This window comes from Vagococcus humatus (assembly GCF_003950325.1).
Lineage (GTDB): Bacteria > Bacillota > Bacilli > Lactobacillales > Vagococcaceae > Vagococcus_C > Vagococcus_C humatus.
Window position 1 is genome coordinate 70074 of sequence record NZ_PXZH01000008.1, and the last position, 13937, is coordinate 84010.

The following is a 13937-nucleotide window of genomic DNA, read 5'->3' on the forward strand; positions in this document are numbered from 1 at the left end:
ATATTTGCTACCATATTGTAACATAAACTAATAGAGTTACAATGTTTATTTAATTAATTACTTACAAGTTATAAGTAATTAATGAATTACTTAAATAATAAAGAGAAAGTTTCAATAAATCAAGTATAAAGTATGCGAGACATCCTAGCTTTGTGCTATACTTGGAAAAACTGGGCAAAGTAATGATACTTGCCCAGCTGTTTTGTGTGGAAATAGAAAGGACGGACTGCTATGAAATTAATTGTAGGCTTAGGAAATCCTGGCCCTAAATATATGGCAACTAAACATAATATTGGTTTTATCACCCTAGATGAAATAGCTCAACAAGAAAATATTAGTTTTAATAAACACTTGTGTGAGGCAGATATTGCAGAATTTTTCGTTAACGGAGAAAAAATAATTCTGGCAAAACCGACTACGTTTATGAATGAATCTGGTCGATCAGTCGGCCCTTTAATGAATTATTTCAATATTGATTTAACTGATCTATTAGTTATTTATGATGATTTAGATTTACCTGTAGGCAAAATTCGCTTGCGTCAAAAAGGCAGTGCAGGAGGCCATAATGGTATAAAAAGTTTGATTCAGCATTTAGGAACTAAAGAGTTTGACCGAATTCGAGTAGGGATTGGTCGACCAAGACCAGGACAAGATGTGGTTTCTCATGTACTTGGCACATTTCCTAAAGAGGTGCACAGCGATATGCTAATTTCTGTTAAAACAGCGGCAGAAGCTAGTCTTTACTGGGCAGATGGCCATCAGTTTGATGATGTGATGAATCATTATAATAAGAAATAAGGGGGAAAGCTAATCCGATGAAATTAATGGAATTGATTAGTCAATCACCTAAAGTTAATCAGTGGTTACAACAAATCGACCAACAACCTCGTCAACTAATCACAGGTTTAGGTGAGTCGGCTAAGATGCTAGTGATGGCATCTCTTTTACAAGAAAAAAAATCCAAAATAGTGATTGCAACACCTAACCTCCATACAGCTTCAGTGCTAATGGAGGATTTTCGGCATGTGCTAGCTGATGATCTTGTTCATTTATTCCCAGTGAATGATATCACTTCAGTGGAAATGGCAGTTTCTTCTCCGGAAGCGGTTTCTAGTCGAGTGGAAGCGTTAGAATTTTTGTTAAGTCAACAAGCGGGTATTGTGATTGTGCCAAGTGCTGGTTTACGTAAGTTTGTGCCTAGTCCAAAAAACTGGCAACAATTTTCAAAAAACTTAGCGGTTGGGAAAGACTATAAAATAGAAGAAATTATTCAGGATTTAGTGCTGTTAGGCTATGAACGTCAGGGAATGGTTAGTAGACCAGGAGAGTTTAGTAAAAGAGGCAGTATTTTAGATGTTTATCCTTTAACGTTAGAATATCCGGTTAGAATTGATTTTTTTGATGAGGAAGTTGACTCTATCCGGTTATTCGATCCAGAAACCCAACGTTCAATTGAGTCTTTGACCCAAGTCAGAATTACACCAGCTACTGATGTTTTTGTTTCTTCAGACCAGTTAAAACGAGCAGGGGACCGGCTACAAAAAGCATTGGATAAACAGTTAACGGTCATCTCAAGTGAAGAAAAAAAAGAGGCATTAACTGCTTATTTTGAGCCTATTCTTGCCCAATGGACAAAAGGTTATCCAACGGAAGAAGATCGCTACTTAGTGGATTATATCTATGAACAGAAAACCACTTTGCTTAATTATCTATCAGTTGAAGATTATGTGTTAATAGATGATTATAGCCGCATACTAGATACAGAAAAAAATATTGTGCAAGAAGAAGGGGAGTGGCAAACGTTAAAACTAGCAGAATCTCGTTTGTTACCTAACCAATCTTTTGGTAAAGATATTAGAAGTTTAGTTAAAGAAAGTAAAGTTCCTTTCACTTTTTTCTCAGTATTTCAAAAAGGAATGGGAAATTTAAAATTTCAAGCAGTTTATGATTTCCAATATCGTAGTATGCAGCAATTCTTCAGTCAAATTCCTCTTTTAAAAGTGGAGATGGATAGATGGAAGCAAAAAAATCAAACAGTTATTTTGTATGTTTCAGATGAAGAAAAAAGTCGTAAAGCTGAAGAGTTACTAAAAGAACACGACATTCAAGTAGTCGTCAATCACAGCGATCAAGTAATTCTTCATGAAACCCAAATTTGTATAGGTGGCTTGCAAACTGGTTTTGAACTGCCAGAAGATAAATTGGTAATCATTACAGAAAGAGAGCTATTACAGACACAACGAAAGAAAAAAAGTGCTAAAAGACAGCATATATCTAATGCAGAGCGTCTAAAGAGTTACAATGAATTAAAACCTGGAGATTATGTGGTACACGTTAATCACGGGATTGGTCAGTATATTGGAATGGAAACCTTAGAAGTAGACGGTGTCCATCAAGATTATATGACTATTTTGTATCAAAATAATGATAAGTTATTTATTCCTGTCCACCAACTTGATTTAATTCAAAAATATGTCGCTTCTGAATCTCGTACGCCTAGAATTAATAAATTAGGTGGAACGGAATGGACTAAAACTAAGCGGAAAGTATCTGCTAAAATTGAAGACATAGCAGATGATTTGATTAAGCTTTATGCTGAAAGAGAAGCAGAAAAAGGATTTGCTTTTTCAAAAGATAACGATTATCAGCATGAATTTGAAGAAGTCTTTCCTTACAGCGAAACAGATGATCAGTTGCGAAGTATTGCTGAAATAAAAAAAGATATGGAACAAGATAAACCTATGGACCGGTTGTTAGTAGGGGACGTTGGTTACGGGAAAACAGAAGTTGCCTTGCGGGCAGCATTTAAAGCGGTACAAGACGGAAAACAAGTGGCTTTTCTAGTCCCAACGACTATTTTAGCTCAGCAACATTATGAAACAATGGTGGAAAGGTTTGAAGATTTTCCAGTTGAGATTGGCGTTTTAAGTCGATTTAGAACAAGAAAACAGCAAACCGAGACTTTGGACAAACTACGTAAAGGTCAAATAGATATTTTAGTAGGGACACACCGAATTTTATCAAAAGATGTAGAATTTCAAGACTTAGGATTGTTAATCATTGACGAAGAGCAACGTTTTGGAGTAAAACATAAGGAACGACTTAAACAACTACGCTCTCAAGTAGATGTTTTAACCTTAACGGCTACGCCTATTCCTAGAACTCTTCACATGTCTATGTTAGGAGTTAGAGATCTATCGGTGATTGAAACGCCTCCTGCAGAACGTTATCCTGTTCAAACTTATGTAATGGAAACTAATCCAGGAGCCATTCGGGATGCAGTGGAAAGAGAAATGGCTAGAGGAGGCCAAGTTTTTTATTTATATAACCGAGTCGATACGATTGAACAAAAAGTCGATGAGTTACACATGCTGATTCCAGATGCCCGGATTGCTTATGCTCATGGTCAAATGACTGAAGTGCAACTAGAGAATGTGTTGTTTGATTTTATTGCAGGAGACTATGATGTATTAGTTACCACGACCATTATTGAAACGGGAGTAGACATACCTAATGTTAATACCTTGTTTGTCGAAAATGCAGACTATATGGGATTATCTCAGTTATATCAGTTAAGAGGCCGAGTTGGTAGAAGTAATCGGATTGCTTTTGCTTATTTTATGTATGAACCGCAAAAAGTATTAACGGAAGTGAGTGAAAAACGACTTCAAGCAATGAAAGATTTCACTGAACTAGGCTCAGGTTTTAAAATTGCCATGAGAGATTTGTCTATTCGAGGAGCCGGTAATTTGTTAGGTGCACAGCAACATGGCTTTATTGATTCAGTAGGATTTGATATGTATACTCAAATGCTTAGTGAAGCTGTTGCTAGAAAACAAGGAAGACCAGCAAGTGAGTTTAAAACTTCAACAGAAATTGATTTAGAAATTGACGCATATATTCCAGCAGAGTATATTCAAGATGAACGACAAAAAATTGAAATTTATAAACGAATTCGTGAATTAGACAGTATAGAAACTTATAATGAGCTAGAAGATGATTTACTTGATAGATTTGGCGAATATCCAAATGAAGTAGCTTACTTATTGTCTGTTGGTTTAATCAAAATGTCGGCAGATTATGCTCTAGTAGAAAAAATTAGACGAAATAAACAAGTGATCACTATTACGTTAAGTTCAGTAGGGACAAATACTTACACTGTCCAGGACTTGTTAAAATCTTTAACAGCTACTTCCTTGAAGGCTGATGTAGGGGAAGATGATGGAAACATGCAAGTAAACCTACATATTCCACCGAAAACAGGGCAGGCCAGTTGGTTAAATGAAGTTGAACAGTTGATGAATGAGTTAAGTCACATCAGACAACTGATTATCAAAAAACAAGAAGAAAAGGAGAAAAAATAAGATGCGTTTAGATAAATTTTTAAAAGTTTCCAGAATTATCAAAAGAAGAACGGTTGCTAAAGAAGTAGCAGATAAAGGCCGTATTCAAGTAAATGGTCAGTTAGCTAAATCTTCTACCAATGTGAAAGAAGGAGACTTAGTTAAGATTTTATTTGGAAATAAAACATTAGAATTAAAAGTGTTACAGCTACAAGATTCTACTAAAAAAGAAGATGCTAAAAACATGTATGAAATTATCTCAGAAACACAAGGAAGCAGTTTAGAAAAATTAGATTAGACAATACCTCCCCTTATTGTTATAATATCTTTGATACAAATTCCGGTGATAGGAGACTTCAACATGCCCAGTAAAGCAACTGCTAAAAAAATCGCTAGACTAGATAATCAGTACACACAAAAGCAATTAGAAACGGTTAAACAGGAGCAAAAAACGCTTATTTACCGTCGTCGTCGGATTGCTGTCATTTTTGCTGTAGCCATGGTGTTTTTTGTTGCAATGGGAGTTAATCTGGCAACAAGCTATCAAAAGATTCATCGATTGAAGCGAGAACGTCAAGTTGTTCTAACAGAACAAAAAGATGTGACCAACCAGATTACTCAACTGAAGCAAGATGTCTCTTTATTACAAGATGAGGAGTACTTAGAAAAATTAGCTCGAGCTAAATACTTCTATACTAAAGAGGGCGAATTAATTTACAGTGTTCCTCAAAACCAACAAGTAACGACTCAAAAGAGTCAAGGCTTAGATGAACATGAGTTACAATCAACGAAATAATTAAAAGGACTAGTCTGGTTAGACTAGTTCATTTGAGTTAAAAATACTAAGGAGGAACAACTTTTTTATGTCAATCGAAGTAGGCGCAAAACTTTCAGGTAAGGTGTCAGGAATTACTAATTTTGGAGCATTTATAGATTTAGGTGAAGGAAAAACAGGGCTTGTTCACATCAGTGAAGTCTCAGATAGCTATGTGAAAGATATTAATGATGTGTTAACTAAGGGCGAAACTGTTGAAGTAAAAGTTATGTCTGTTGGAGATGATGGAAAGATTGGTTTATCTATTCGTCGTGCTAACGGAGAGGCACCTACTAAACAAAGAGAACAACGAGGAAAAAGAGAGTTTTCACGTCCACAGGGAAAACGTGAATTTAAAAAATCATCACAACCTGAAAGAAAACAAAGTTTTGATGACTTAATGAGTGATTTCTTGAAAGACAGTGAAGATCGTCTTTCTTCTTTAAAACGTAATACAGAAGGCAAACGTGGTGGCCGTGGCGGTCGTCGTAACTAAGACCTTCATTTATGAATGTAATCAGTAAAAAGGATAAGTTTATCTTATCCTTTTTTTCTTTTTGAGTGGATTCCAGAAAGAGGTGGATATTTAATGGAACAAACATTTTTAAAACAGTATCAAGAAGACAAGTGGTGGCAGGCAAACCAACGTGTATTGCTTGCTGTGTCAACTGGGGTAGATTCCATGGTACTTCTTCATCTTATCGAGCAACTACCCGCTAAATTTAAACCTGATTTTGGGGTTGTACACATTAATCATCAGTTGCGACAAGCCTCAGAAAAAGAACAAGCTTTTTTGGAAAGCTATTGTAGAAAAAAACAGATTCCTTTATATGTGAGAGTGTGGCAACAAGGGAAAGAGTGCCAAAACAGCACAGAATTAAAAGCCAGAGAATTTCGTTATGGACAATTTGATCAAATAATGAAACAAGAAGATTATCAAGTTTTGTTAACTGCCCATCACGGAGATGATCAATTAGAAACGATGTTAATGCGACTGATTAAAGGCGGACAGCTCTATCATTTAAGTGGTATCAAGAAAATAAGTTACCGTTCAGGTTATCAAATTAGTCGTCCGCTTCTTTCGTTTTCAAAAGCTGACTTAGAACACTATGCTAAAGAACATCACCTTATTTTTTTTGAAGATGAAACGAACTGTACCAATGATTTTTTTAGAAACCGAATGAGGCATCAAGTCATTCCTTTATTAAAGGAAGAAAATCCTAAACTATTAGAAAATATGGCAGCTTACCGAGAACAGCTAGTAAGTAGTGAAGAAATTGTCCAAGCTCATATTGAACCAATTTATAATGAACTACTTAGGGAAACTAAGGGTAAAATACAGCTAGATGTTACAAAATTTAAGCAGTTAACTAAAAGCGAACAATATTATGTATGGACGATGATAGTAGACCAAGTGCTTCTACCAAAAGGGGTCGAATTGAATCGACATCAATTAATGGGGATTTTAGCCATTTTAAATGGAGCAGAGCCTCAAAAAGTAATTCAACTAAAAGAAGATTGGATTTTTGAAAAATCTTATGAATATGGTTATTTATTTCAAGATTTAAGGTATAATCAAGAAAGAGAAGAAGAATCTAATACCGAATGTTATCAACTAACTTTGAATAATAGTTGTTTTTTAAACTCAAGGGAGTGGGTTGGCTTATATGAAAGTGAGACAACCGCTAATTTTCCGAAAGAGGTAGAAGGTTGGTACAGTCAGGAATTAATCGTTCCAAAAGATATTCTTTTTCCGTTGACCATTCGTAGACGTTTACCGGGAGATCGTCTGGTAATGGATCAAACAGGGCAACATAAAAAAATATCCCGATTTTTTATCGATCAAAAAATACCTCAATCAGAACGAGATAATGCTTGGATTGTTTGTGACCAAAATAAGAAGATTTTGTGGCTTTATCCGTTTCGTAGAAGTTATTTGAGTATTGATAAAGAAACTGATAAAATACATTACAAGCTTATTTTTAAAAGAAAATAAGTAGAGAGTGGAAGGAGAAACTCATGTTAGAAAAAGATATTGAAAGAGTATTGATTTCAGAAGAAGAAATTCATACCAGAGTGAAAGAAATAGGGGCTGCTTTAACAAAAGATTACGAAGGAAAAACACCTTTAGTAGTAGGAGTGTTAACGGGAGCTGTTCCTTTCTTAGCAGATTTAGTCCGTCAAATGGATCTTTTTGTAGAAATGGATTTTATGGATGTTTCTAGTTATGGAGATGCTTTAGTTTCATCAGGAGAAGTCAAAATTATTAAAGATTTGGATACTAATGTAGCAGGCCGAGATTTAATTATTGTAGAAGATATTATCGACAGTGGCCGTACCTTAAATTATTTGGTTGAACTGTTTAAATATCGTCAAGCTAATTCAGTGAAAATTGTGACGTTATTAGATAAGCCAGAAGGACGTGTTGTCGATCTTCATGCAGATTACTATGGTTTCCATGTTCCTAATGAGTTTGTAGTTGGCTTTGGATTGGACTATAAACAAATGTATCGTAACTTACCTTTTGTTGGTGTGTTGAAACCAGAAATCTATCAGTAAAATAAAAAGCAAATCACTCTGTTTTTTTTGAAAATATGTTAAACTTAAAAGTGAGTGAAGATTATAATATAGTAAATGAGAGGGAGGGCCCTATATGAATAAAAATAAGAATAAAGGAAATAAAAATCCTTTATATTATGTCCTAGTAGTTGTTGCCATGGCCATGGTAGTTTACTTCTTATTTAATGGTCCAGGAAGTAGTGGAATGGGAGCGGATGTGAACTATTCAACATTTTCTGAACAGTTAAAGGATGAAAAAGTCAAGGAAATGACGATTAAACCTGCCAATGGAGCTTACCGCATTGAAGGGACATACCGTAATAAACAAAAATCAGAGGATAAAGGTTTATCAGTATTTGGTAATTCAGATGTTGAAAATGATGCCTTTACAACGATTGTTTTACCAAATGACACTACCTTAGCAGAAATTAATAAAAATGCTGAGGCTTCCAATACGAAAGTGCATATTAAAGAGCAGTCTAATAGTGGACTGTGGGTAACATTAATTAGTATGTTACTGCCAATTATCATTATGATTTTCTTCTTTTATATGATGATGGGTCAAGGCCAACAAGGTGGCGGCGGCCGAGGAGTTATGAACTTTGGAAAATCTAAAGCTAAAGAAGCAGATAAAAAAGCGAATAAAGTGAGATTTTCTGATGTTGCAGGAGCGGAAGAAGAGAAACAAGAATTAGTAGAAGTTGTTGAATTTTTAAAAGATCCTCGTCGTTTCGTAGAACTTGGAGCAAGAATTCCAGCTGGTGTTCTACTAGAAGGACCTCCAGGAACAGGTAAAACATTGTTAGCTAAAGCTGTTGCTGGTGAAGCAGGTGTACCTTTCTACTCTATTTCTGGTTCAGATTTTGTTGAAATGTTTGTAGGGGTAGGGGCAAGCCGTGTTCGTGATTTATTTGAAAATGCGAAGAAAAATGCTCCATCTATCATCTTTATCGATGAAATTGATGCAGTTGGTCGTCAGCGTGGTGCTGGAATGGGTGGAGGTCACGATGAACGTGAACAAACTCTTAACCAATTACTTGTTGAGATGGATGGGTTTGACGGAAATGAAGGAGTTATTGTTGTTGCTGCAACCAACCGTTCTGACGTATTAGACCCAGCGTTACTTCGTCCAGGTCGTTTTGACCGTCAAATTTTAGTTGGCCGACCAGATGTTAAGGGTCGTGAAGCTATTCTAAAAGTTCATGCGAAAAACAAACCATTAGCAAGTGATGTTGACTTAAAAGTAGTAGCGCAACAAACACCAGGATTTGCTGGTGCTGATTTAGAAAACGTCTTAAACGAAGCGGCTTTAGTAGCTGCTCGTCGGAATAAAAAACAAATTGATGCTTCTGATATAGATGAAGCTCAAGACCGAGTTATTGCAGGACCTGCTAAGAAAGACCGAGTTATTAGTAAAAAAGAACGAGAACTTGTGGCTTATCACGAAGCTGGACATACTATTTGTGGTTTAGTTTTAAGTGGTGCTAGAGTGGTTCATAAAGTAACTATTGTTCCTAGGGGACGGGCAGGGGGCTATATGATTGCTTTGCCTAAAGAAGATCGTCAATTAATGACACGAGACGAAATGTTCCAACAAATCGTCGGCATGTTAGGTGGACGTACAGCTGAAGAAGTTATTTTCGATGTCCAAACAACAGGGGCAAGCAATGACTTTGAGCAAGCAACACAAATGGCTCGTAGTATGGTAACGGAGTATGGAATGAGTGAAAAATTAGGACCTGTTCAATACGAAGGAAATCATCAAGTCTTTATTGGCCGAGATTACGGTCAAACTAAAGCTTATTCTGAGCAAATTGCTTTTGAGATTGACCAAGAAGTTCGTAACCTTCTAAATGAAGCACATAGAACAGCTCGTGAAATCATTGAAGAATATAGCGAACAACATAAATTAATTGCTGAAAAACTATTAGAGTTTGAAACGTTAGATGCTCGTAGCATTAAATCTCTTTTTGAAAAAGGGGTTATGCCAGAAGATGTGTTAGCTAATCAATTCCCAAGTGAACGTGCTGGCACTTTTGAAGAGGCAAAACAAGCTTTAGAAGCAAAAGAAGCACAAAAATATGAAGAAAAAGCACATGAGTCTGATGATCAGGAACATGCAGCTGAAAGTCAAGACAACCAAGAAGATTAAAACAAAATTCTTGTGACAAATGTGTTGAAAGATGTATAATCATAAAAAAGCAAAATGGGTTGCGACTGCAACCCATTTTTGTATGGAAAAATAGAGGGTGAAAAAATGAAAGATTATTTAATTCGCGGATTAAGCTTTGATGGACAAATTCGTGCAGTAGCAGTTAATGCAACGGAAACAGTGGCTGAAGCTCAGAAACGTCATGATTCTTGGAGCGCTTCTTCAGCAGCTTTAGGTAGAACTATGGTAGCTTCTTTGATGCTAGGTGCAACAGTTAAGGGAGATGATAAATTAACTGTGAAAGTCCAAGGAAATGGACCAGCCGGAGCAATTGTTGTAGATGCAGATGGCAAAGGACATGTGAAAGGCTATATTCAAAATCCTCATGTTAGCTTACCTCTTAATTCAAAGGGAAAGATAGATGTGAGAGGAGCTGTCGGAACAGAAGGATTTCTAACAGTCATCAAAGATTTAGGTTTAAAAGAGCCTTTTTCAGGCCAAGTTCCCTTGATTTCAGGAGAGTTAGGAGAAGATTTTACTTATTATTTAGCTAACTCAGAACAGGTTCCTTCAGCTGTTGGTTTAAGTGTATTAGTTGATCCAGATGAATCTATTTTAGCTTCAGGTGGGTTTATGATTCAAGTTATGCCAGATGCTACAGATGAAACTATTACTGAAATTGAAACAAGATTAAAAGAAATTCCACTTGTTTCAGGTTTAATTGAACAAGGAGAAACACCAGAAGAAATTTTATACCGATTACTAGGTAAAGAAAATGTGACTATTCTAGATAAAATGCCAGTAGAGTTTTATTGTGATTGCTCAAAAGAGAAATTCTCTGATGCTTTGATTTCATTAGGCGTTTCAGATATTCAAGAGATGATTGATGAAGACCAGGGTGCAGAAGCTGTTTGTCATTTTTGTAATAACAAATATCAATACACAGAAGCTGATTTACTAGAGGTAATTGAAGAAATCAACGCACAAAGTACAAATGAAGACAACTAGGAGGCTCTGATGATGTGGAAGATAGGCCAAGTTGAAATTCCAAATCAAGTAGTAGTAGCTCCTATGGCAGGAATAAGTAATGCAGCTTTTCGGGTAACGGTGAAAGAGTTTGGAGCTGGGCTAGTTGTGTGTGAAATGATCAGCGATAAAGGAATTCATTTTAAAAACAAAAAAACACTAAACATGTTACATATTGAAGAAGTTGAACATCCTATCAGTATCCAAGTATTTGGTGGGCAAAAAGATACATTAGTAGAAGCAGCCCAATTTGTAGAAGCTAATACGGCAGCTGATATCATTGATATTAATATGGGCTGTCCTGTGAATAAAGTGATTAAAGCAGAAGCTGGAGCTAAATGGTTGTTAGATCCGAATAAAGTTTATGAGATGGTTCAAGCGGTGGCTTCTTCTGTTAAGATACCAGTAACGGTGAAGATGAGAATTGGTTGGGATCAGGAGCATGTCTATGCAGTCGAAAATGCCTTGGCAGCAGAAGCGGCTGGAGCAAGTGCGATTGCCATGCACGGCAGAACTCGAGTACAGATGTATGAAGGTCAGGCTAATTGGGATGTGCTAAGACAGGTAAATGAAGCTTTAACTATTCCTTTTATGGGAAATGGTGACGTTAGAACACCGGAAGATGCTAAACGGATGCTAGAAGAAGTTGGCTGTAACGGCGTGATGATCGGTAGAGCTGCTTTAGGTAATCCTTGGATGATTTACCAAACTCAACATTACTTAGCAACGGGTGAATTGTTAGAAGAACCTACTCCAAGAGAAAAAATGGAAACGGCAAAACTTCATTTACAACGTTTGATTGATTTAAAAGGTGAAAAATTAGCTTCTTTAGAATTTCGCCAACATGCTGCTTATTATTTAAAGGGAGTTCCTCGGGCAGCAAAGGTTAAACTAGCGATTAACCAAGCAACGACTCAAGATGAAATCGTTACGCTTTTGGATGAATTCGTTAAAAAACTAGAATTTCAAGGAATTACACCTTAAATATTGATAAGAAACAAGGAAAGGCAAGAATTTCTCTTGCCTTTTTTTTGATTGGTGTGGCATTATAGATAAAGAAAGTAATATGGACGGAGGAAGAAAATTGACGGAACAACAAAATAATCAACAAGAGATGAACGACCAACTGATTGTTCGTCGTGAAAAGATGAGTGCTTTAAGAGAAGCAGGCATTGATCCATTTGGTGCTCGCTTTGATCGTAGCCACAATTCCAAAGAATTACATCAGGCCTATGAACAGTTAACTAAAGAAGAAATTAGCGAAAAAAATATCGTAGCAACTGTTGCAGGTCGTATTATGACTAAACGTGGTAAAGGAAAAGTTGGATTTGCCCATTTACAAGATAGAGAAGGCCAAATTCAAATTTATGTTAGAAAAGATACAGTAGGCGAAGAAGCTTATGAGATTTTTAAACAAGCTGATTTAGGTGATTTTATTGGCGTAACTGGTGAGTTAATGAAAACTAATACTGGTGAGTTATCTATTAAGCCAACTGAGTTAACTTTTCTATCTAAAGCATTACGTCCCCTTCCTGACAAATATCACGGATTAACAAATGTAGAACAAAGATACCGTCAACGCTATCTAGATTTAATTAGTAATAAAGATAGTTTTGATACGTTTATCCTACGTAGCCGAATTATTAAAGAAATCCGTAACTATTTAAACGAACATGGCTATTTAGAAGTAGAAACACCAACACTACACAATATGGCTGGTGGAGCTGCAGCACGTCCTTTCGTTACTCATCATAATGCGTTAGATATGGAGCTTTATTTACGAATTGCTTTAGAGCTTCATTTAAAACGATTAATTGTGGGCGGCATGGAAAAAGTATATGAAATTGGCCGTGTTTTCCGTAACGAAGGAATTGACACTACCCATAACCCTGAATTTACTATGTTGGAAGTTTATACTGCCTATGCGGACTACCGTGATGTAATGGATCTAACTGAAGGAATCATTACCAGTGTCGCTCAGAATGTTTTAGGTAAACTAGACATCCAATATGGTGATAAAGCGATTAATTTAAATGGACCTTGGAAAAGAATTCATATGGTAGATGCCATTAAAGAGCAAACAGGTGTAGATTTCTGGCGTGAAATGACAGATGAAGAAGCAAGAGCCATCGCAAAAGAACATAACATTCATGTAGAAGATCATATGGATTATGGACATGTCATTAATGAATTCTTCGAAGAATTTGTAGAAGAAACATTGATTCAACCTACATTTGTTTACGGACACCCAGTTTCAATTTCTCCATTAGCTAAGAAAAATACTGAAGATCCAAGATTTACTGATCGTTTCGAAGTATTTATTGTTGGAAAAGAATATGGCAATGCTTTTACTGAATTAAATGATCCAATTGATCAAAGAGAACGTTTTGAGGCACAAGCTCGTGAGCGTGAATTAGGAAATGATGAAGCTCATGGTATTGATGAAGACTTTATTGAAGCATTAGAATACGGTATGCCTCCAACTGGCGGACTAGGTATTGGTATCGATAGATTAGTCATGTTGTTAACAAATTCTACATCAATTAGAGATGTTCTATTATTCCCAACTATGCGTTAGTGAATAACTAAGAATATCCTGGAAAGTACTGATCAGCTATTTAGTCTGGTTGGTACTTTTTATCTTTATGAAAAGAAGACTAAAAAAAGATTGAAAAAAAACAGAAAAAGTACTTGCAATTGTTTTGAAATCTTGATATATTATTACATGTCGCTAAGACATCATAACAATTTAATTTATTTGAAAATAAACTTTTAAAAAAAGTTGTTGACATTTTAAATTAAACATGTTAAACTTTAAAAGTTGTTGCGATTTAAGTTTTGAATTTAAAACTTAAATTTGTCAAAAAAAGTTGTTGACAAAGTCAACTGCTTCTGATATGATTAAGTAGTTGTTGAAAAAGACGACGAAACAAATAGATCTTTGAAAACTGAACAAAGAATAAGACGAACCAAATGTGTAGGGCGTTTTTACAAGATGTAAAAACAAACTTATATTATTATAGTGAAGTCAATTCGCTAGCAA

Annotated in this window: 11 protein-coding genes; all 11 read left to right on the plus strand. The window is 35.8% G+C overall.

All coding sequences use genetic code 11. The annotated features are described in order from the left end of the window. The first annotated feature begins 231 nt into the window (after positions 1-231). Entirely contained in the window at positions 232-798 is a 567-nt protein-coding gene (gene pth, locus C7P63_RS10170; protein WP_125944048.1) for an aminoacyl-tRNA hydrolase, read from the plus strand. 17 nt (positions 799-815) lie between these two features. Then, positions 816-4364 carry a transcription-repair coupling factor gene (mfd, locus tag C7P63_RS10175; RefSeq protein WP_125944049.1) on the plus strand — a complete coding sequence of 1183 codons (3549 nt, stop codon included), beginning with the start codon at positions 816-818 and terminating at the stop codon, positions 4362-4364. Between the two features lies 1 nt (position 4365). Continuing rightward, entirely contained in the window at positions 4366-4641 is a 276-nt protein-coding gene (locus C7P63_RS10180) for an RNA-binding S4 domain-containing protein (protein WP_125944050.1), read from the plus strand. Positions 4642-4704: 63 nt separating this feature from the next. Then, complete coding sequence (locus C7P63_RS10185) at positions 4705-5139, plus strand: FtsB family cell division protein (protein ID WP_125944051.1); 435 nt, start codon at positions 4705-4707, stop codon at positions 5137-5139. A gap of 67 nt (positions 5140-5206) precedes the next feature. Further along, positions 5207-5653 (plus strand): S1 domain-containing RNA-binding protein, encoded by a 447-nt coding sequence (locus C7P63_RS10190; RefSeq protein ID WP_125944052.1) that lies wholly within the window; start codon positions 5207-5209, stop codon positions 5651-5653. Between the two features lie 93 nt (positions 5654-5746). Beyond that, on the plus strand, positions 5747-7153 hold the full coding sequence (gene tilS, locus C7P63_RS10195; RefSeq protein WP_125944053.1) for a tRNA lysidine(34) synthetase TilS: 1407 nt from the start codon (positions 5747-5749) through the stop codon (positions 7151-7153). A gap of 23 nt (positions 7154-7176) precedes the next feature. Then, positions 7177-7716 carry a hypoxanthine phosphoribosyltransferase gene (hpt, locus tag C7P63_RS10200; protein ID WP_125944054.1) on the plus strand — a complete coding sequence of 180 codons (540 nt, stop codon included), beginning with the start codon at positions 7177-7179 and terminating at the stop codon, positions 7714-7716. Positions 7717-7810: 94 nt separating this feature from the next. After that, positions 7811-9868, plus strand: coding sequence for an ATP-dependent zinc metalloprotease FtsH (gene ftsH, locus C7P63_RS10205; protein ID WP_125944055.1), 2058 nt, complete (start codon positions 7811-7813; stop codon positions 9866-9868). Positions 9869-9973: 105 nt separating this feature from the next. After that, positions 9974-10876: an Hsp33 family molecular chaperone HslO gene (gene hslO, locus C7P63_RS10210; protein WP_125944056.1), complete on the plus strand. Its 903-nt coding sequence runs from the start codon at positions 9974-9976 to the stop codon at positions 10874-10876. A 9-nt stretch (positions 10877-10885) separates the two neighbouring features. After that, a complete protein-coding gene (gene dusB, locus C7P63_RS10215) occupies positions 10886-11878 on the plus strand; it encodes a tRNA dihydrouridine synthase DusB (protein ID WP_125944057.1) in 993 nt (330 codons plus the stop codon). Between the two features lie 82 nt (positions 11879-11960). Then, positions 11961-13472, plus strand: coding sequence for a lysine--tRNA ligase (lysS, locus tag C7P63_RS10220; protein ID WP_125944058.1), 1512 nt, complete (start codon positions 11961-11963; stop codon positions 13470-13472). Positions 13473-13937 lie beyond the last annotated feature (465 nt).

Excerpts from the sequence above, each read along its gene's own strand:
- hslO (WP_125944056.1), top strand. The coding sequence starts at position 9,974 with ATGAAAGATTATTTAATTCGCGGATTAAGCTTTGATGGACAAATTCGT.
- dusB (WP_125944057.1), top strand. The coding sequence starts at position 10,886 with ATGATGTGGAAGATAGGCCAAGTTGAAATTCCAAATCAAGTAGTAGTA.
- C7P63_RS10185 (WP_125944051.1), top strand. The coding sequence starts at position 4,705 with ATGCCCAGTAAAGCAACTGCTAAAAAAATCGCTAGACTAGATAATCAG.
- pth (WP_125944048.1), top strand. The coding sequence starts at position 232 with ATGAAATTAATTGTAGGCTTAGGAAATCCTGGCCCTAAATATATGGCA.
- hpt (WP_125944054.1), top strand. The coding sequence starts at position 7,177 with ATGTTAGAAAAAGATATTGAAAGAGTATTGATTTCAGAAGAAGAAATT.
- C7P63_RS10190 (WP_125944052.1), top strand. The coding sequence starts at position 5,207 with ATGTCAATCGAAGTAGGCGCAAAACTTTCAGGTAAGGTGTCAGGAATT.
- lysS (WP_125944058.1), top strand. The coding sequence starts at position 11,961 with ATGGACGGAGGAAGAAAATTGACGGAACAACAAAATAATCAACAAGAG.
- C7P63_RS10180 (WP_125944050.1), top strand. The coding sequence starts at position 4,366 with ATGCGTTTAGATAAATTTTTAAAAGTTTCCAGAATTATCAAAAGAAGA.
- tilS (WP_125944053.1), top strand. The coding sequence starts at position 5,747 with ATGGAACAAACATTTTTAAAACAGTATCAAGAAGACAAGTGGTGGCAG.
- ftsH (WP_125944055.1), top strand. The coding sequence starts at position 7,811 with ATGAATAAAAATAAGAATAAAGGAAATAAAAATCCTTTATATTATGTC.
- mfd (WP_125944049.1), top strand. The coding sequence starts at position 816 with ATGAAATTAATGGAATTGATTAGTCAATCACCTAAAGTTAATCAGTGG.